Here is an 18704-nt window from a genome sequence, read left to right as displayed (position 1 = left end):
ACAACTGACAACTGACAACTGACAACTGACAACTGACAACTGACAACTGACAACTGACAACTGACAAATTTATTTTATGTTTATGTGGTTAACTTTGTGTGCTGTAGTGGTTTTATTAGCTTACTTATTTGGTTCTTTTCCAACTGGATATCTAGCGGGTAAGCTATTAAAAGGTATTGATATTCGAGAAGTTGGTTCTGGTTCAACTGGTGCAACTAATGTTTTACGCACTTTGGGTAAAGGTCCAGGGGCATTTGTCTTATTAATTGATGCTTTGAAGGGAGTATTAGCAATAAATCTAGTTTACGCTTTATTTAAAATTGCTCCTGTTAGTAATTTAATACCAATACCACCAACTGTAAATATCGAAATTTGGCAACCTTATTTAGTCACTTTAGCTGGGTTAGCTGCCCTTTTAGGACATAGTAAATCAGTCTTTCTCGGCTTTACAGGTGGTAAGTCTGTAGCTACTGGTGTGGGAATTTTATTAGCTATAAATTGGCAAGTAGGATTATCAACATTGGTAGTTTTTGCTGTCGTCATTGCTATTTCTAGAATTGTTTCTTTAAGTTCTATTTCTGGGGCTGTGGCTGTTTCTATTTTTATGATAATTTTTCATCAACCTTTAGCCTACATTATTCTCGGTCTTGCTGGAGGTTTATATATAATTATCCGTCATCGCAGTAATATTGAGCGATTAATTGCGGGTACAGAACCGAAAATTGGCCAGAAGGTAGAAACACAAACTCAACAAACTAGTTAGAGTCTGCTGAAAAAGTGATCATGGTCTTTTGCCTTTAATCCTTAATAGTCAATTACCATAAGATTTCCAAAAGAAATATTTTGATAGTGTTTATAGTAACCACTCCAAAATTGCCAGAAGGTATTTCCGTATTTAGGGTGATCACCTCCGTCACAAGGATAAACATCACAAGGATAAATTAGGTGTCCTTTCTCAATAAAACAGGCTTCAGCTATAAACAAGTTGTTCTTGTCTGTTTTTTTTGGTCCTCTACCACGAAATACACTCCAACCATGATTATTAACTAGAGGACTATTATTATGCCAAATGTAGTACCTATAGGTTGTTCCTGCGATAATTCCCCAAGCGTTGGGGTCGAGGTTCATGTCTTTAGCCATTTGTCGAACAATAGCAGGATTCATATAATTATCTTTACAGGTTTGCTCGACAGATTGATCAGCAGTATTTAGCATTTGCTGTATCTCCTCGTCGTTCATATCCTGAATCAAAGCCTCAATGATGTCCCTTTCGATGCCAAAAACATTGGATACTACATTAACTATATCATCAATTTTTGGTTTAGGCACAGTCAAAAATATTCCTAAATCTAAATTTAGTTTTAGCCCGTCCTTGATGATATCCCACCAGTCACGAAAGTTTGTCACCCATTTACCGGGTTTATATACCCCTTCAGGGCTACCTGTGGGAGAATAGGGTAAATTATATTCCCAACAACCAGGGCGACCATCATGCCAAGGATCTTTTGTGCCAGACTCATGATGCACTCGCACGTGCAGATTATGTTCGTTAAAGTTATGAAAATGGAATTGCCATTCAAATTTGTCAGCCATAATCGTGGTTACTCAAATTACTAGTTATTTAGTTGAGGTTGGTAATGGTTGACGGATAATTGCTAAGTAATTTTCTGTTTTAATCTTGTCAATTCTATAATTATCAATCATTAAGCGATCGCACGGTGTTGGACAAAAAAACTGTAGCAAAAATTGATTTTAATATCTGTGAAAGTCACGACTCCAAAAGTTCCAGAACGTATTTCCGTGTTTGGGGTAATCAGTATCATCACAAGGATAAATCAGTCGTCCCTTGTCAATAAAACAGCCTTCGGCAATCAACAAGCGGTGCTTTGCTTTGTCTCCCCAAGCACGAAATACACTCCAACCATGGTTATTGATCACGGGACTATTGTTGTTCCAGATATGGTCTCTGTAGGTTTTCCCGCTGATAATTCCCCAAGCTTTCGGATCTAGATTCATGTCTTTAGCCATTTGGCGAATAACGGTCGGATTCATTAGGTTATTTATACAGGTTTGATCGACGGATTTGTAACAAGTTCCCAGTATTTGCGCTATCTCTTCGTTACTCATGTTTTTAATACAAGCCTCAACTACATCCCCGTCTACGGCAAAAACATTAGAAATTGCCTCAATTACATCATCGGTTTTTGGTGCCTGTACAACAAAGAATATTCCTAAATCCCCAATTAGTTTCAGCCCGTCCTTGATTACAGGCCACCACTTGTCAAACTCTACTACGTAATTACCGGGTCTATATAATCCTTCAGCCTCTCCTGTAGGACAATAGGGTACTTGGTGTTTCCAATAACTAGAATCCCTATCGTCCTGGGATGTTAATACACAACCTGTGTGACGCACCTGGACTTGCATTTCATTTTTGTTAAAGTTACGAAAATCAAATTGCCATTCAAATTGGTTAGCCATAATCTTAGTTGTCCTTGTGTTAAAAAAAATTCATGACTTACGTTACGCAATATACAAATTAACCGTCATCCGTATGGATTATATAGCCATTTATTATCTATGAACATTCCAAAATTCCCACTTTTTCATATAAGCAAAAAAAGCCATTATTAGTCATATAATTAAATTTATCTATTTTATACTCACTTAAACTACATCTCACTTTAAATTACTCAGCATTAATCCCCTAATCTATGTCTGAACAACATCCCCATGGCAATTCTCAGGTGGTGACTCACCAGTTTAATGACCTAGATAGGTTTGTACAAGCCATAAAACCTCTAAATATCAAAGAAGGTAATCAATTAAGCCCAGGAGGCTTTCTAGGAACTCTTAATTTTGCAGACTTTGGAGACTTGAAGTTTACTCACCTGCATCAAAATCAATCTGCTCAAGCCACTGGTACGAAATATGTTGATAATATTTGCTTTGTGTTGGCATTTAAACCCGATTTTACACAAGTAAGCTCTCACGGTTGCGTTATTCAAAAGCATGATATATTTGGTTTTGACCCTACTAGGGAAGTAGATGTAGTTGTTAGCAAAGATGTTCATCTGGTCATGGCTAGTGTGAATGCGCGGACTTTTTATACTTTATACGAACAAATGGGATACGAAATGGGACAAAAGGTTCTCCAAAATAATGCTCTGAGTTTACACCCCTCGTCATTGCGACCTCTCAAGGCTTACTATCAACAAATTACTCATATATTGAGTACCCAACCATCATTATTGATACAATCACAGATACAATCATTAATAATAGAAGATTTTTTACCATTACTAATTAATACTTTCGGTAATAACGCTCAAAAAAAACAACGTATATTAAGACCATTCCGTCGTTATTCCCTGATCAGGAAAGCAGAAGAAGTTTCTAAATCCTATAGAGATAAACCTTTAACACTACAAAAACTATGTGAGGAATTAGAAACTAGCAGTAGTGCCTTATGTTGCGGGTTTCAGGAAGTTTTTGGTATCAGTCCCGTGGCTTATATCAAAATTCAACGGCTCAACGGGGTACGCCGCGCTTTAATGAATGCAGATCCAAATATAAAAACAGTGATGGAGGTGGCTCAGGAGTGGGGATTTTGGAATGCTCCACATTTTGCTAAGGATTATAGGGAAATGTTTGGTGAGTTACCGTCAAAAACTTTGCGAGGTCATTTGCAATCATCAAATCCCCAACTTCTTTAAAGAAATCGGCAAGTTGGGAGTTATACTAAGATGGGAGGTAGGATATGTCTATGTCTGAACAGAATCTTCATGGTCATTCACTGGTTTTTACTCGCCAGTTTAATGACGGATATAAATTTGCACAATCCATAAAACCCCTAAATATCAAAGAAAGTAGTCAATTAAGCCCAGGAGACTTTCTGGGAACTATTAATTTTGCAGACTTTGGAGATTTGAAGTTTACTCACGTGTATCAAAATCAAGTGGCTAAAGCTAGTGGTACGAAATCTGCTGATCATATCTCCTTTTTGTTGGCATTTCACCCCAATTTAATACAAGTCACCTCTCACGGTTGTCCTATTGGAAAATATGATATATTTGGTTTTGATTCCACTAGGGAAGTAGATATAGTTGCTGGCAAAGACATTCATCTGGTCAGAGCTAGTGTGAATGCGCGGGCTTTTCATAGCTTATACGCACAAATGGGATACGAACAAGGAGAAAAATTTCTCAAACACAATGCCATAGGTTTACACCCCTCATCATTACGACCTCTCAGGGCTTTCTATCAAGAAATTACTCATGTATTCAATACTCAACCATCATTATTAATGCAGTCACAAATGCAATCATTAATCATGGAAGATTTTTTGCCACTACTCATTAATACCTTGGGTAGAAACGCCAAAAAAAAACAACGCATATTAAAACCTTTCCGTCGTTATTCCCTGGTTAAAAAAGCGGAAGAAATTTCTAACTCTTATCAAGATAAACCTCTGACATTACAAAAACTATGTAACGAATTAGAAACTAGCAGTACTGCCTTATCTTGTGGGTTTCAGGAAGTTTTTGGTATCAGTCCCATGGCTTATATCAAAATTCAACGACTCAACGGGGTACGTCGCGCTTTAATGAATCCTGACCTGAATACAAAAACAGTGATGGAGGTAGCTCAGGAGTGGGGATTTCGGAATGCTACATATTTTATTAAGCATTATCAGGAAATGTTTGGTGAGTCACCACTAAAAACTTTGCAAAGTCAATGAACCTGGGTTAAGTGATGAAAGTTTTTCGACACTAGAATACCATTTCATCATCAGTTTCAAATCCAAAAAAAGAAGCCCAGAAATAAATTTCTGGCTTCTGATTTCCTATATTTAGGGTGCAAGGGCGTTACCACGAATTAAACTACCAATGGTTTTGGCGGTAATTTTTAATTGGGTAAAGGGGTTAGCCGGGACTACGGTTTTATAAAGATAACTGTCAAAAGTTAGCTTTTGTACGTCCATATCATCACACATTTCTACAAATGCTTCCCGGGTAGCGTCGGAACGATAGAAGACGGTTTGTAAAATGTCTAATACCTTATAAGTGAGTCCGTATTTCTTATCCCAACGTTTGAGGTAAAGTTTTAAATCTCGTTCTGTGGGAATTCGCGCTCCATTGTTGGAAGTTTCGACAATAGTTTCTGCACACATTCTCCCAGATTTGGCCGCAAAGTAAATACCTTCACCGGAGGATTTGGTGACATAACCAGCAGCGTCTCCTACTAAAGCAATGCGTCCGACAACGCGACGGGGACGGGGGTGTTCTGGTATGGGGTGGGCTTCTACTTTGATGATTTTACCACCGGCTAGTTTTTCGGAAGCACGGGCCCGAATACCTGCTTGTAATTGTTTAATGCTGGCTTTGTTAATTTGCATTGTGCCAGTACCTACTGCTACGTGATCATATTTGGGAAATACCCAAGCGTAGAAGTCGGTAGAAACGTCGTCACCAACATACATTTCTGCCAGGTCATTATAATAGGCCATTTTATCTTGGGGAAGACGAATGCGTTCTTGGAAAGCGATCGCATAATTATAATCTCCAGCATCCATATCCTTAGCAATGCGGGAATTTGCGCCGTCCGCACCAACGATTAAATCCACCTTGAGGCTTTTAGTCACGCCCTGGGACCCGTCTCCTGTATGGTCAACATAATGGATGGTATAGGGGTCGGTATTGTTCCCAGGAATATCAACTTTATGAACAGTGGCGTTAATTAAATTCGCGCCTAATTTGGCCGCCCGGTTTCGCAAGAAACCATCTAGCACTTCTCGGCGGCACATTCCTATATATTCGTCTTCATTTATCAAATTGATATCAACCTCACGATTAGAGGGAGAAATCATTTTCATTTTCCTTACCCGACGGTCAATAATTTCTGGAGGTAAATCGAACTCATTCACCATACAGAGGGGAATAGCGCCCCCACAAGGTTTGGCGTTATCTAATTTCCGCTCAAACAAGTATGTTTCGATTCCAGCTTTCGCTAGAGTTTCAGCAGCGCATGAACCCGCAGGTCCAGAACCAACAACAGCAACCCGTAGTGTCAAAGGTTTTCTCCCAATTATCAATATTTTCCCAAAGTATCCTATCACGGACTTTTAGCTGGCCTTCCCCCTTAGCCTGGGGTTTTCACACAAAATACAATATTCCTTAATATTTCGTCATCAAAATGGCATATTTTATGTAAGTAGGTTGGCGTTAAAAATTGTCGTTGGGGCAAGGGAACAGGGAACAGGGAACAGGGAACAGGTTTTGGGCAACTTTACTTTTCGTTACTTGTGTCGGTTTTTTTCCGTTCACTTACTTATCTCAGGACTTACACAAAACAAAACGACACGAGAGTGAGAGGGATTTTCGGGTAAATGAACCACCAGAGGCGTAAAGTAGGAGAGATGCTGTAATTTATAAATATAAATTACCCTTACGTAAAAATCAAGTTTCCGGTTACATCCTATGAAACCAATATCCCAACCAGGTGCAATATTTATTACTACAGGAACGTTAACAGGTGCAACTATTTCCTCCACTGTGGGAGGTATGGGAATAGTTGGCGGCTTTGGTGGTCTAGGAATAGGTGGGGCTTCTGTAACGGCTGCGGGTGCTGTTATTGGTGCTGCTGCTTATGGTGCTTTTGAGGGAATGAGAACAGGGGATACAGTAGCTTTTGGTGCAATGGGTATTGGTGCTATGAGTGGTTTTGGGATTTCTCATATAATCGGTAATATGGGATTTGTCGCGCCTAAAGTTGGTTTAGCGTTCGGTATTGGTACTGTACCCATGGCAGGAATTGGTGCAGTTTTAGGACTTGCTGCTTATGGTGTGGCTAAACTATTAAATGATTCTGAATTTAAAGAAACTCCCATGCAGCTTTTTGAACGTATGCAGGAGAAAATTTTACAAAATGATTATTATAATGATTATTATCTTGCAGCGTTACTAGAGTTATCTGGTGATGATCTTCATGGCAAATTTACGGCTTTAGAAATTGATGATGAGTTAGAAAAATTAAAGGTGAAGATAAATAGTCAAACTGCAAAAAATGAACCCTAAAAAATATTAACTATGGCTTCTCAAATAATGGGAAATTGGCAATGTGTAAAAACTCTGAAAGGACACACGGCTAGAGTGAATAGTGTAGCTATTCATGCTGATAATAAAACTTTGGTGAGTGGTAGTAATGACAGACAAGTTAATTTATGGAATTTGCAAACTGGAAAATGTCTTTATATTTTTTCTGGACAAGGGGAAGCTGTGTTATCTGTGGCTATTAGTCCCGACGGAAAACAGGTAATTAGTGGTACTATAGATCGGAAAATCAGTAGTTGGGAATTGGAAACAAAAAAATATCATTGCACATTCTCTTATTTAACTTCTCCCTATAGCCATAATGGGTTTGTTAATGCACTTGTTTATAGTCCTAATGGTAATATTATTGCTAGTGCTAGTGGGGATAAAACCATCAGAATTTGGCAAAGTTCTACAGGAACAATTAAACGGACTTTAAATGGACACACAGATGCAGTTTTAGCTATTGCTATTAGTTCTGATTCTACAATCCTTGTTAGTGGAAGTGCTGATAAAACTATCAGAATTTGGAATTTACAAACTGGGGAAAACCGTTATATTATTAATCAGCATTTAGCAGCAGTAAATACATTAGCAATTACTCCCGATAATCAAACTTTTATTAGTGGTAGTACAGATAGTACAATTAAACTGTGGCATCTTCATACAGGGGAATTATACCGGACTCTGAAAATCCACTCAACGGCTATTTCTGCTATTGCTATTCACCCAGATGGTAAAATTGTTGCTAGTAGTAGTCAAGAGGGAATTATCAAACTTTGGAATTTTCAAACTGGGGCATTATTGGCAACTATTTCTGGTTTTAGTCCTCTAGTTTTTAGTCTAGATGGTACAATGCTGATTAGTGTTGATCAAAGTGGGACTATCAAGATTTGGCAACTTGACAGCAGCGATAATTTACCATTAATTGGGGAATGGTGGGAAATTTTAGGCGTAGAACCGAAAACTCACCCCAAAGATGTCAAACTGGCCTATCTGAGATTAGCTAAATTATATCATCCTGATATTAACAGTTCTGTTAGTGCTAAAACTGCCATGCAAGCAGTTAATCAGGCATATCAAAAGTTTCAGCAGCAATTAAACACACATAATTGATCATAAAATCAGTGGAAATTTGGGAATTTTGCCCTATAAACTTGATTTTTTCACAGTCTATCAAAGAAAGATAGCTTTATCAGTATTAATAACTAGATTTTTTGAATTTTCTGATTTTTTTGAGTTTTTTTGAATTTTTGTGAATTGTTTATGTTGCATATTTTCAAAAAACGTTATAAATTGTTAAGTTGTAGGGGAATAATATTTTTTTTGATTTCAATAGCAAATTCCTGATCAAGTATGTATACTAAAATTCTGTGATTCTAATACACGGAATGAGGTGTATTTTCAGAAGTTAAGAAAACTGCTAAATACTGTGCAGTTAGGTTTTTACATTGACTAAGTTTTAGTATTTTGACTGGATTGATATTTGCTATTTCAAAGTTATGATGAAAATGGCATAAACAATAATTAAAGGTGTATCTACTCCCGAAAAATCTACTATCTAAATGGAGTTAGTCTGGAAATGCAACTAAATAAATTAGAGACAAGTCAAAATATAGAAAATGAAGCATGGCAAGTATTAGAGAATTCAATTCTCTATTATAAAGGTCAGCCTGTAGGTACTGTAGCGGCTTATGATTCATCCGTAGAAGCACTAAATTATGACCAATGTTTTATTCGAGATTTCGTTTCTTCGGCGTTAATTTTTCTGATTAAAGGTAGAACAGATATTGTCAAAAACTTCCTAGAAGAAACATTAAAGTTACAGCCTCAAGAAAAAGCATTAGATGCCTATAAACCCGGTAGAGGTCTAATTCCAGCCAGTTTTAAAGTCGTTTCTGCTAATGGGGAAGAATTTTTAGAAGCTGATTTTGGTGAACACGCTATTGCTAGGGTGACACCGGTTGATTCTTGTTTATGGTGGTTGATTTTATTGCGGGCTTATGTAGTCGCTACTAATGATTCATCTTTAGCTTATCAACCTCAATTCCAAACAGGAATTAGGTTAATTATAGATATCTGTTTGGCTAATCGTTTTGATATGTACCCAACTCTATTAGTTCCCGACGGCGCGTGTATGATAGATAGACGCATGGGTATTTATGGACATCCTTTAGAAATTCAAGTTCTGTTTTTTGCGGCTTTACGTGCAGCGCGAGAACTGCTAATTTGCCAAGGTAATCAAGATATTATTGAAGCCATTGATAACCGTTTACCTTTATTATGTGGTCATCTTCGTCAGCATTATTGGATAGATATTCATCGTTTGAATACAATTTATCGGTTTAAAGGGGAAGAATACGGTAAAGCTGCGGTTAATCTTTTCAATATTTATGCAGATTCTTTACCTTATTATGATTTGGATAAATGGCTACCCAGAAAAGGGGGTTATTTTGCAGGAAATGTTGGACCATCACAAATGGATACTCGTTTTTTCACTCTCGGAAATTTAATGGCTGTAATTTCTGATCTTGCTACAGAAGAACAGTCTGAAGCAATTATGAATTTGATTGAAAAAAGATGGGAGGATTTAGTAGGAGATATGCCTATTAAAATCTGTTATCCTGCTTTACAAGGTGAGGAATATCGAGTAGTAACAGGGTGTGATCCAAAAAATATTCCCTGGTCATATCATAATGCCGGAAGTTGGCCTGTTTTAATGTGGATGTTAGCAGCAGCAGCGGTAAAAACCAAAAAACCAGAATTAGCACAAAAAGCCATTGAAATTGCTAAATCTCGACTGAGTGAAGATGAATGGCCAGAATATTATGATGGTAAAAAAGGGAGATTAATTGGTAAACAAGCGAGAAAATATCAAACTTGGACAATTACCGGTTATTTATTAGCCCAGGAATTAATCAATAATCCCAATCATTTATCATTAATTAGTTTTGATGAATTACCCCCAGAAACCATTTCTAGAGCCTGTGAATTTGAAATTGGCAGTATAGATCCTTACATGAATCATTAAGCTGTACTGCATTTAATTTGTATGATTCTAGCGGGCATCTTGCCCGCTCCACAATATCTATTGAGGGTAGGGAATAGTAAGGATGATAGTTCTTCCTTATCAAGACAAGGATAACATATTTAAAATTCTTTGTCAACACCAAAAATCAAATTTCTCGCGGTTTTTTTGCGTTAATTGTTGCTTTGTGGGGTAATGTCTGATAGCGAAGCGTGGCGTTAGCCATATCAGGATATCCAGGATGAAGATGGGGATTTTCTGATAATGTCAATGATTTAAAATGGTGCGTTATGCTGTCGCTAACACACCCTACTATTTAGCTAGTATATTAATTATATAGCGATCGCTGTTCCCTGTTCCCTCTCACCTGCCTGAGTAAGTCCTATTCACTTAATTTCATGACCAACCCCCGACAAGTAGCTTTTATTGCTCTCAAAGAAGTTCATAAAGGAGCTTATACTGATGTGGCTCTAGACCGGGTATTACAAAAGTTTAAGTTACCGGACAACGATCGCCGATTAATGACAGAATTAGTTTATGGTAGTGTGAGAAGACAACGGACTTTAGATGCTATCATTGACCAACTTGCTACCAAAAAAAACCAACAACAACCAAAAGACCTCCGCACGATTTTACATCTGGGTTTTTATCAACTGCGTTATCAGGAAAGAATCCCTGTTTCTGCGGCTGTAAATACCACTGTTGAATTAGCCAAGGAAAATGGTTTTCCTGGTTTAACTGGTTTTGTGAATGGTTTATTACGTCAATATCTTCGACTTTTAGAAAAATCCTCAGAGCCTTTAATTTTACCAGAAAATCCCGTAGAAAAATTGGGAATTTTGCACAGTTTTCCCAATTGGATAATTGAAGTTTGGTTATCACAATTGGGTTTTGAAGAAACAGAAAAACTGTGTATTTGGATGAATCAAACCCCGACAATTGATTTAAGAATAAATATCCTGCGTAGTTCCTTAAAAGAGGTAAAATCAGCTTTTGAAGCTGCTGGTATTTTAGTTAAATCTATTCCTAATTTACCCCAAGCTTTACGATTAATTGGTAATAATGGCCCAATTCAAAATTTACCCGGCTTCTGTGCAGGTTGGTGGACAGTCCAAGATAGTAGCGCCCAGTTAGTTGGTTATTTGCTTGACCCTAAACCTGGTGATGTGGTAATTGATGCTTGCGCAGCACCGGGGGGAAAAACTACCCATATTGCGGAATTAATAGGAGATGAGGGTAAAATTTGGGCTTGTGATCAAACTGCTTCTCGGTTACGGAAATTAAAGGAAAATGCCCAACGACTGCATTTACAATCTATTCATACTTGTATAGGAGATAGCCGCAATTTGCCGCAATTCTCTCAAACTGCTGACTGTGTATTACTTGATGCTCCTTGTTCCGGTTTGGGAACTATGCACAGACACGCTGATGCGCGTTGGCGACAAACCCCTAATTCAGTACAAGAACTTTGCCAATTACAGAAACAATTATTATCACATAATGCAACTTTTGTCAAGACTGGGGGCGTTTTAGTTTATGCAACTTGTACATTACACCCAGAGGAGAATGAGCAGGTCATTTCGGAATTTTTAGCAGTCAACCCCCATTGGCAAATAGAGCCGCACCCTTTTGAATTATTTAATAATACTACTCCTGGTTGGTTGAAAGTCTGGCCTCACCAACAGGATATGGATGGTTTTTTCATGGTGCGCTTAAAAAAATCTAAGGATTCTCAGTGAATATCAACAGTGATTGTAAGATCTAATCAAAGCCGGAATCTACCAGAGGAGGCAGCAATGGTTAATAATTCCCATGTCAAAAACCTAGTAAAAATCCTGATTGGAGCAGCTTGGATTGATGGTAAAATCCAGCCGGAAGAACAGCAATATTTGCGGGAAATAGCTCAAGCTAAGGGTTTAGCTAGTGATCCTGAAATTAAGCCTTGGTTGTATGAATTAGTGCCAGTGAAGCCGAAGGACTGTTATAAATGGGTAAAAGAGTATTTAGGCGATCGCCCAACACAGGAAGATTATGAGAATTTAATTGAAGCGATAAGTGGCCTGATTTATAGTGATGGTGATATAGCCATTGAAGAAGCAAGACTTCTTACCCAATTGACAGAGTTAAGTAAGTCTAGTGGTGCTAACCAAGCAGCACACACTATACTGCTGAAGCAAATTCAAAAGCTCTACCGTCGTTGTGTTGACGTGCAGAATTAGGTAATAGGTAATAGGTAATAGGTAATGGGTAATGGGTAATATATTCTTTTCCCATTACGGATCACCTATTACTTAATTTATTCAGGACTTAGGCAACTGGCATCAGATTCTAAATTGTAGTGAGGACTTTAGTCCTCTTTTCGAGACGCTACGCGAACAAAATCAGGGCTAAAGCCCTGACTACAGAGCAACAAAAAATTATCAAAAAATTAGAATTTTTTGTGAGGTTTGCGTCAGTCCTATGATTCCTTCTCGACCTTGGGGACGATATTAGGACGCTCCTTACTCTCCCAACCTGGGGGACGTTTGGAGTTGTACCAGGCAATTGAACCAATGGTGACAGCAGCGATAAAACCGACTACATACACCAAAGTGAAAGCTAAGGGAAAGTGATTTCCTGTCGCTTCGGCTGTAACTTGGAGCAATAAATAACTCATGAGGATATTCGCTTAATGTAGGTTACACTTCTTCATAAAGTATAAACTGAGCGGATCACCTGCATCTGCCCCAGGAAAAATCTTTCCTGTATTCAAAGACATAATACAGCACTTCCCGGTGTTATGAGGTACATATTTAGCGGGCAAGATGCCCGCACCACAAGAGTTTCATGATTCAACTTTGTACTTCATCAGATCGGAAACCGCTGTATTAATTTAATTTTCTGGTGAAGAATTGGGTTTAAGTCTTTCCCTCCAGGAAGGTTGTGGTGGTGAAGAGTCTCCAGAATTATTCTCTGTTGAAGAAGATGAATTTTCTGTCCGTGATTTTTGGCTGCGATATCGTCTTTCTCTGCGAGAGGAGGCAGATGTGTTATCTTGGGACTGAGAATAGCGTCGTCTGCGTCTGGGGGCGTTTTCTGTTGTATTTTCTTCCTGAGAATAGCGTCGTCTGCGTCTGGGGGTGCTTTCTGTTGTATTTTCTTCCTGAGAATAGCGTCGTCTGCGTCTCCTTCTTGTTGATGAATCAGAATTTTCAGTATTATCCCGATCTGATTTTTGATCATTATCATTAATCACTCTACGGATAACTTTTTGAGGTTTGATAGGTTCAGCTTTAATAGTACCTTTGCGGTTTTCTAGTTTGGGCAGGTTAGGAAACTTTTCCACAGGCATTCCCTCTACTGCTTTTTTCATAAATTCATGCCAGGCATAAGCGGCGCTACCACTACTACCATAGGTAGGGGTATTATCATCATTCCCTAACCACACTCCAGTGACAACTTGGGGAATATAACCAATAAACCATAAATCACGGGCTTCATCAGAAGTTCCTGTTTTTCCGGCCACTTGTCTATCATCTAATTCAGCCGCAGCCCCAGTTCCCTCCCTGACGACATTTCGTAACATCCAAGTCATAATGGTGCTACTATCAGCATCTAAAACTTGCTTAGGTTCATATTTAGCCGACCAGATGACATTCCCTTCGCGGTTGAGGATGCGACGAATCCCATGGGCTTCTGTATAATTTCCTTGGGTAGCAAATGTACCATAAGCATTAGTTAGTTCTAATAGGTTGACTTCATTAGAACCAAGAGCTAAAGAATAGGTAGGTTTTAGTTCTGATTTAATTCCCATATCATGGGCTAGTTGAATGGTTGGCTTAAATCCTACATCTATTAATACCTTTACTGCAACTGTATTTACGGATTTAGTGAGAGCATCCCTCATATTTAACCAGCCGGAGAAATTGTCATGGTAGTTTTTTGGCTCATAACCATCTATTGATAAAGGTTCATCTAAATAGCTATCATAAGGGTTTTTACCAGTTGCGATCGCTGTAGCATAGACAAATCCTTTAAAGGTTGATCCTGGTTGTCTTTGTGCCTGAGTAACGCGATTAAATTGGTTTTTACTGAAGTCTTTTCCTCCCACCATGGCCTGAATTTCCCCATTTCGAGGATCTATGGCCACCAGGGCCGCTTCTTTAAAGTTTTGCCACCGTCCTTCATTTTTCAAGATTTTTGTGACTGCGGTTTCTGCGGCTTTTTGCCAAGTTGGGTTTAAACTAGTTTCTACCACCAAACCACCATTAGCTAAGATATCAGGGGAAAGGTGCTTTGGTAATTCTTTTTGAATATAGGTAGTAAAGTAGGGGGAATCTACCTGCCACCGTTTGGGTAAGTTGCTGTTAACTATTAATGGTTCTTGAATAGCGGCTTGTTTTTGTACTGGTGTAATTATGCTATCTTCTTCCATCCGCTGCAACACCAAATTTCGCCGTTCTGTGGCTGCTTTTAGGTTTTTGTCCGGTGCATAGAGGTTAGGTGCAGGAGCTAAACCAGCCAAGGTGGCCATTTCTGATAAGGTAAGTTGATCTATGGATTTACCAAAGTATACCCAAGCTGCATCGCCTACACCATAAGCACCAGAGCCTAAATATACAAGATTTAGATAACGTTCGAGAATCTGATCTTTTGTTAATTGCTGCTCTATTTTTTGGGCTAACCGGACTTCTTTGAGTTTACGCCAGAAGGTTTTTTCTTGTTTGAGGAAGAGAATGCGGGCTACCTGTTGGGTAATGGTACTACCACCTTCTACCACATCTTGCGATCGCAAATTATTGATTACCGCTCTCATAATTCCTTGGATATCAACTCCATTGTGTTGATTAAATCTTCGGTCTTCTGAAGCAATAAAGGCCTTTTTGAGATGATCTGGTATTTGTTCTAGTTGTAACTGCTCTCTAGTTGCTTCACCTTGCTGTTGTAACACGGTACCATCAGCAGCTTTAATAGTCAGTGTTTGTTCTCGCACTACTGCTTTGAGTGCGGAATGATCTGGTAAGTTTTTATCTATTTCTAAGATTATGTAATGGAAAGCAATCATTCCACCACCTACACCTAAACCTGCCCAAAACCAAAAACGACGATAAAATGGTTTATCGCTACTCAAGATTCTAGATGATAGGGTTCTCACCTGGTTTAATAATTGCTTTGCCTTCACCTGCATTTTCGGTAGTAAGTTTTCATTTGCTGTAGTTAGCAGCAATATTTCTTGTTTATTTTATCACAGTTAGAGCTATTGTTTAATCACATGAGGTATTTAATCTTTTTTTCGTCTATTTTTCTGAGATCACCTGCTTTGAAAAATTTAATCGGACGATAAGGATCATCTAAAGGTATAGCAATTATACATGAGTCACGGAATAAGCAACCACTCTAGGTTTAGGGAGGTATATTTTGTGTAAATCCTGGTATTTACTGCTTCTCTTTGCCAAAATCCTCTGAGTCGGGATATTTTAAATAATTATTTAAGATAATTTAAGATAATTTAAAAATCTTATTTGACAAAACTTTAATTTTTTCTTTATAGTTACTCCTAACTATTGAAAATATGCCTAAAATCAGACTTAGGAGGGATGTATTGATGGTAAAAGTAATTTTTTTTACTTATAAAATGCCAATTTTAATACTACAAATCAAAATCAAAAAATATATATTATTCACATCTAGCACAGTAGGAAACATCAAGGTAGAAAGAAGGTAAAGGTAAAAGGTAAATTTACTTCTTTTCACCCTCTAAATATTTCATCTTGATGTTTCTCTTTTTTTCAATTTCCCATTTCTAAATTAAACATAAATTAAATAAATTATTCTAAATAAATTATTCCCGCGCTCCAGCTTCTCTTAATATCTTGCTAATACCTCGATAATTATTAAATTCTGCAATCATTAAAGCTGTATAACCACCCTGGTTTTTTAAATTGACATCCGCCCCAGATTGTAGTAACATTTCCACAGCTTGACTATAACCTTCAGCTACAGCCCACATTAAAGCCGTTGCTCCTGAAGAGTTTTGTAGGTTTATATTTGCTCCCTTTGCTAGTAATAACTGAAAGATTTCGGGATAATTTGCAGTTATGGCTTTAACTAAAGCAGTTTTACCATCATCTGCTAATTTGTTAATATCTGCACCATAATCAAGTAATAATTTCACTGTTGGGAAATGTCCTTGAGATACTGCTAATGTCAGCGCAACTTCTCCAAAATTTTTCTTTTCCATATCTGCACCAGCAGCCAGCAAAACTGCTACTATATCACTATATCCCTGGAATGCGGCTATTAGTAAAGGTGTATCTCCCAAATGATTTCTAATTTGCACATCTGCCCCTCTTTGTAGTAAGATTTTGACTACATCAATATATTCTTCCACAACGGCTAAATGTAACGCTGTTTCCCCTTCTTGATCTTGGTGATTAATTTCTGCACCTGCATCTAATAAAGCAGTTATAATATCGGTATTTCCTGTTGCTGTAGCTGCTAATAATGCTGTTTGATGATCAACATTTTTGATATTAACATCAGCCCCGGATGATATCAGTGCTTGTACTATTTCTAAGTAGTCTAAATCTGCGGCAATCATTAATACTGTCTCACCTGCGCGATCTTGACTATTGACAATGTTATTATTTTGTGTTAACACTTTGACCATAGCCGGATGTTTGTGTTTAACTGCGAGTTTTAACGCGGTATCATTATCTTTGTCGTTAATTTTTACATCAGCACCTGCACTTAATAAGATTTGTCCAATTTCAACATAACCCTTTAGTGATGCTATCATTAATGCTGTACTACCATCTTCATTAATAGCATTAACATTTGCTCCTTTAGAGATTAATAGTTTGACAACATCTATCTGATTAGCACTAGCAGCTAACATTAATGCTGTTAAGTGATAGCTTTTTCTGGCTAAGTTAATATTAGCACCAGCATCTAAGAGCGATCGCACAATTTCCGTATAACCTAAATTCGCAGCTAACATCAATGCCGTATTTCCATGGTTATCGGTTGTATCCACATTCGCCCCATAAGCCAGCAGCGCGGACACTTCTTTGATATTTCCACTTTTCACGGCCTTCAGCAATGTGGTATCTTTATTTTCTGTCATTCGTTATATCCTATTTTATCAGATGTATATGAATTGTGTTTCACGATCTAGACGCAAAAACGCACAGGGTAAGGGTTTAGGAGCTAGAATGTTTCACTTTCATATCCTAATTCAGTAAGGTGGGAAAATTGCTGAGTCAAGAAAATAAATATCTGTTAAATATGCTAAGTTTTATGAAGATTTAATAAAGGAAAGTAAAAAATATGGCTCTTGAATTGACTCCAACAATAAAATTTTGGCTGAATTTTGCTCACCCAGCTATCATGTGGGTACTATTAGCGCTTTCCCTATATGCTGCATATTTAGGGTTGCAAGTACAGCGTACCAGAAATGCTCAAGGTGAAGAAAAGAAAGAGCTAGTTAAAGGACGATATACTATCAAACACCACCAAATAGGTTCTATCATCTTAGCTTTGATGGTAGCAGGTTCTATTGGTGGTATGGCTGTTACTTACATTAATAATGGTAAATTATTTGTCGGACCTCATCTTCTAGCTGGATTAAGTATGACAGGTTTAATTGCCTTTTCTGCATCTTTGTCTCCTTTTATGCAAAAAGGAGCAAATTGGGCTAGGATGACGCATATATTGTTAAATTTTGCTATTTTAGGACTTTTCGCATGGCAAGCTTTCTCTGGTATCGAAATTATCCAGAGAATTTTAACTAATGCTTAGATTATCATTAGTCATTGGTAATGGGTAATGGGTAATGGGTAATGGGTAATGGGTAATTGGTAATTGGTAATGAGTAATTTCTTCTCATACATTGTTAATTGTTTATTACCAATTGTCAATTGACTGATTTTCATTGCACCATTTCCTATTCCACTGCGGTATATTTAAAGATTGATAAAAGTCTTTTTTTACCTTGCGTGTGAGACGACGGGAAATTTGATGAACAATTTGATTGAGAATGCGATCGCCTGTAGACTGAATTAAAGTATGAGGTAATCGCTGAATAAATTTAGGAAAGTGTAACTCAACTACCAAATCTAATTCCCATTCGACCCGTGTAATCCCATCCAAACCACCTATTAACCGTGTTAATGATTTATAATCTACCTCATAACCAGGAGCTTGATAATCAGGTAAAGGAATAGTCCGAATGTGGTATTCTCGATCTTGAGAGGTTGATAACTCCAAACCAATTTTTGGTTCTACATCATAACCAAAAGCACCGAATTTACCCACAACTAAAGCATAACTATTTTCACTCAAAGCTTTTACCTTCATAGGTTCTGCACAACGGCTAAACCATGAAGCATGATCGTTAAAATACGCCTCTACCTGCTCCAGGCTTGCATATATTTCCATACAATTTTGATAACTCCCATAAAATCTAGTGTGACTTATGTTCTCTTGTGTTAATAAATTATCATTAGCTGATACGCTTCCGTTAATGCTTGAAGTAGACTCTTGTACTTCCAAAGATTGATATTCCCTGTTGTTTGTTACCATAAATTTGTTTTTTGTATATCTTC

The 18704-nt window shown here is 37.7% G+C and carries 20 protein-coding genes; 10 read left to right on the top strand and 10 right to left on the bottom strand.

The features are described from left to right. Positions 1–76: 76 nt before the first annotated feature. Positions 77–763 carry a glycerol-3-phosphate 1-O-acyltransferase PlsY gene (plsY, locus tag ACIR310F_RS0106655; RefSeq protein WP_028083138.1) on the top strand — a complete coding sequence of 229 codons (687 nt, stop codon included), beginning with the start codon at positions 77–79 and terminating at the stop codon, positions 761–763. Between the two features lie 41 nt (positions 764–804). On the opposite strand, the gene ACIR310F_RS0106650 is transcribed toward plsY, so the two are convergent. Genes ACIR310F_RS0106650 through ACIR310F_RS0106645 form a run of 3 tightly spaced genes read right to left on the bottom strand, consistent with a single transcriptional unit; the run spans position 805 to position 2481 of the window. Further along, the gene (locus ACIR310F_RS0106650; protein ID WP_028083137.1) at positions 805–1593 is read right to left on the bottom strand and encodes a hypothetical protein; all 789 of its coding nucleotides are present in this window, start codon (positions 1591–1593) and stop codon (positions 805–807) included. A gap of 24 nt (positions 1594–1617) precedes the next feature. Then, positions 1618–1743, bottom strand: a complete 126-nt coding sequence (locus ACIR310F_RS27280) for a hypothetical protein (RefSeq protein ID WP_269208343.1) — start codon at positions 1741–1743, stop codon at positions 1618–1620. Between the two features lie 9 nt (positions 1744–1752). After that, the gene (locus tag ACIR310F_RS0106645; RefSeq protein WP_028083136.1) at positions 1753–2481 is read right to left on the bottom strand and encodes a hypothetical protein; all 729 of its coding nucleotides are present in this window, start codon (positions 2479–2481) and stop codon (positions 1753–1755) included. Between the two features lie 233 nt (positions 2482–2714). On the opposite strand from ACIR310F_RS0106645, the gene ACIR310F_RS23570 reads away from it, so the two are divergent. Together ACIR310F_RS23570 and ACIR310F_RS23565 are read left to right on the top strand one after the other, a co-directional pair. Beyond that, positions 2715–3716 carry a helix-turn-helix domain-containing protein gene (locus ACIR310F_RS23570; protein ID WP_028083135.1) on the top strand — a complete coding sequence of 334 codons (1002 nt, stop codon included), beginning with the start codon at positions 2715–2717 and terminating at the stop codon, positions 3714–3716. A gap of 50 nt (positions 3717–3766) precedes the next feature. Continuing rightward, on the top strand, positions 3767–4741 hold the full coding sequence (locus ACIR310F_RS23565) for a helix-turn-helix domain-containing protein (RefSeq protein ID WP_051289499.1): 975 nt from the start codon (positions 3767–3769) through the stop codon (positions 4739–4741). A gap of 111 nt (positions 4742–4852) precedes the next feature. Here the strand turns inward: ACIR310F_RS23565 and chlP are convergent, their stop codons facing one another. Next, positions 4853–6073: a geranylgeranyl reductase gene (gene chlP / locus ACIR310F_RS0106630; RefSeq protein WP_028083134.1), complete on the bottom strand. Its 1221-nt coding sequence runs from the start codon at positions 6071–6073 to the stop codon at positions 4853–4855. A 158-nt stretch (positions 6074–6231) separates the two neighbouring features. On the opposite strand from chlP, the gene ACIR310F_RS25310 reads away from it, so the two are divergent. The 4 genes from ACIR310F_RS25310 to ACIR310F_RS0106620 all read left to right on the top strand — a co-directional run bounded on the left by ACIR310F_RS25310 (position 6232) and on the right by ACIR310F_RS0106620 (position 10122). Beyond that, complete coding sequence (locus ACIR310F_RS25310) at positions 6232–6408, top strand: hypothetical protein (RefSeq protein WP_155963648.1); 177 nt, start codon at positions 6232–6234, stop codon at positions 6406–6408. Positions 6409–6479: 71 nt separating this feature from the next. After that, positions 6480–7076: a PspA/IM30 family protein gene (locus ACIR310F_RS26690; protein ID WP_231387422.1), complete on the top strand. Its 597-nt coding sequence runs from the start codon at positions 6480–6482 to the stop codon at positions 7074–7076. A 12-nt stretch (positions 7077–7088) separates the two neighbouring features. Further along, positions 7089–8207: a DnaJ domain-containing protein gene (locus tag ACIR310F_RS26685; RefSeq protein WP_231387420.1), complete on the top strand. Its 1119-nt coding sequence runs from the start codon at positions 7089–7091 to the stop codon at positions 8205–8207. Positions 8208–8673: 466 nt separating this feature from the next. Further along, positions 8674–10122, top strand: a complete 1449-nt coding sequence (locus tag ACIR310F_RS0106620) for a glycoside hydrolase 100 family protein (protein ID WP_028083133.1) — start codon at positions 8674–8676, stop codon at positions 10120–10122. 145 nt (positions 10123–10267) lie between these two features. Here the strand turns inward: ACIR310F_RS0106620 and ACIR310F_RS27275 are convergent, their stop codons facing one another. Next, positions 10268–10390, bottom strand: coding sequence for a hypothetical protein (locus ACIR310F_RS27275; protein ID WP_269208342.1), 123 nt, complete (start codon positions 10388–10390; stop codon positions 10268–10270). 127 nt (positions 10391–10517) lie between these two features. Between ACIR310F_RS27275 and ACIR310F_RS0106615 the strand changes: the two genes are divergently transcribed. Together ACIR310F_RS0106615 and ACIR310F_RS0106610 are read left to right on the top strand one after the other, a co-directional pair. Continuing rightward, entirely contained in the window at positions 10518–11858 is a 1341-nt protein-coding gene (locus ACIR310F_RS0106615) for a 16S rRNA (cytosine(967)-C(5))-methyltransferase (protein WP_028083132.1), read from the top strand. 57 nt (positions 11859–11915) lie between these two features. Further along, positions 11916–12338, top strand: a complete 423-nt coding sequence (locus ACIR310F_RS0106610) for a tellurite resistance TerB family protein (protein ID WP_028083131.1) — start codon at positions 11916–11918, stop codon at positions 12336–12338. 239 nt (positions 12339–12577) lie between these two features. Here the strand turns inward: ACIR310F_RS0106610 and psb35 are convergent, their stop codons facing one another. The 3 genes from psb35 to ACIR310F_RS0106595 all read right to left on the bottom strand — a co-directional run bounded on the left by psb35 (position 12578) and on the right by ACIR310F_RS0106595 (position 17224). Beyond that, positions 12578–12775, bottom strand: a complete 198-nt coding sequence (psb35, locus tag ACIR310F_RS0106605; RefSeq protein WP_028083130.1) for a photosystem II assembly protein Psb35 — start codon at positions 12773–12775, stop codon at positions 12578–12580. Between the two features lie 216 nt (positions 12776–12991). Continuing rightward, positions 12992–15286, bottom strand: a complete 2295-nt coding sequence (locus ACIR310F_RS0106600) for a transglycosylase domain-containing protein (RefSeq protein ID WP_051289498.1) — start codon at positions 15284–15286, stop codon at positions 12992–12994. A 654-nt stretch (positions 15287–15940) separates the two neighbouring features. After that, positions 15941–17224, bottom strand: coding sequence for an ankyrin repeat domain-containing protein (locus tag ACIR310F_RS0106595; RefSeq protein ID WP_028083128.1), 1284 nt, complete (start codon positions 17222–17224; stop codon positions 15941–15943). Positions 17225–17427: 203 nt separating this feature from the next. Between ACIR310F_RS0106595 and ACIR310F_RS0106590 the strand changes: the two genes are divergently transcribed. Then, a complete protein-coding gene (locus ACIR310F_RS0106590; RefSeq protein WP_028083127.1) occupies positions 17428–17898 on the top strand; it encodes a DUF4079 domain-containing protein in 471 nt (156 codons plus the stop codon). Positions 17899–17909: 11 nt separating this feature from the next. Here the strand turns inward: ACIR310F_RS0106590 and ACIR310F_RS25305 are convergent, their stop codons facing one another. Beyond that, entirely contained in the window at positions 17910–18032 is a 123-nt protein-coding gene (locus tag ACIR310F_RS25305; RefSeq protein ID WP_155963646.1) for an alpha/beta hydrolase, read from the bottom strand. Beyond that, positions 18004–18681: a DUF1997 domain-containing protein gene (locus ACIR310F_RS21775; protein WP_051289497.1), complete on the bottom strand. Its 678-nt coding sequence runs from the start codon at positions 18679–18681 to the stop codon at positions 18004–18006. Before ACIR310F_RS21775 ends, ACIR310F_RS25305 begins: the two co-directional genes overlap by 29 nt. Between the last annotated feature and the right edge of the window lie 23 nt (positions 18682–18704).

It is taken from the genome of Dolichospermum circinale AWQC310F (assembly GCF_000426925.1).
Classification (GTDB): Bacteria; Cyanobacteriota; Cyanobacteriia; order Cyanobacteriales; family Nostocaceae; genus Dolichospermum; species Dolichospermum circinale.
This window is presented reverse-complemented; position numbering and strand designations above follow the sequence as displayed.

Coding starts and splice junctions, on each gene's coding strand:
- ACIR310F_RS25305 (WP_155963646.1), bottom strand. CDS start 18,032: ATGAAAATCAGTCAATTGACAATTGGTAATAAACAATTAACAATGTAT.
- ACIR310F_RS0106650 (WP_028083137.1), bottom strand. CDS start 1,593: ATGGCTGACAAATTTGAATGGCAATTCCATTTTCATAACTTTAACGAA.
- ACIR310F_RS0106600 (WP_051289498.1), bottom strand. CDS start 15,286: ATGCAGGTGAAGGCAAAGCAATTATTAAACCAGGTGAGAACCCTATCA.
- ACIR310F_RS0106645 (WP_028083136.1), bottom strand. CDS start 2,481: ATGGCTAACCAATTTGAATGGCAATTTGATTTTCGTAACTTTAACAAA.
- psb35 (WP_028083130.1), bottom strand. CDS start 12,775: ATGAGTTATTTATTGCTCCAAGTTACAGCCGAAGCGACAGGAAATCAC.
- ACIR310F_RS26690 (WP_231387422.1), top strand. CDS start 6,480: ATGAAACCAATATCCCAACCAGGTGCAATATTTATTACTACAGGAACG.
- ACIR310F_RS0106610 (WP_028083131.1), top strand. CDS start 11,916: ATGGTTAATAATTCCCATGTCAAAAACCTAGTAAAAATCCTGATTGGA.
- ACIR310F_RS0106590 (WP_028083127.1), top strand. CDS start 17,428: ATGGCTCTTGAATTGACTCCAACAATAAAATTTTGGCTGAATTTTGCT.
- plsY (WP_028083138.1), top strand. CDS start 77: ATGTTTATGTGGTTAACTTTGTGTGCTGTAGTGGTTTTATTAGCTTAC.
- ACIR310F_RS26685 (WP_231387420.1), top strand. CDS start 7,089: ATGGCTTCTCAAATAATGGGAAATTGGCAATGTGTAAAAACTCTGAAA.
- ACIR310F_RS21775 (WP_051289497.1), bottom strand. CDS start 18,681: ATGGTAACAAACAACAGGGAATATCAATCTTTGGAAGTACAAGAGTCT.
- ACIR310F_RS23565 (WP_051289499.1), top strand. CDS start 3,767: ATGTCTGAACAGAATCTTCATGGTCATTCACTGGTTTTTACTCGCCAG.
- ACIR310F_RS0106615 (WP_028083132.1), top strand. CDS start 10,518: ATGACCAACCCCCGACAAGTAGCTTTTATTGCTCTCAAAGAAGTTCAT.
- ACIR310F_RS0106595 (WP_028083128.1), bottom strand. CDS start 17,224: ATGACAGAAAATAAAGATACCACATTGCTGAAGGCCGTGAAAAGTGGA.
- ACIR310F_RS0106620 (WP_028083133.1), top strand. CDS start 8,674: ATGCAACTAAATAAATTAGAGACAAGTCAAAATATAGAAAATGAAGCA.
- ACIR310F_RS23570 (WP_028083135.1), top strand. CDS start 2,715: ATGTCTGAACAACATCCCCATGGCAATTCTCAGGTGGTGACTCACCAG.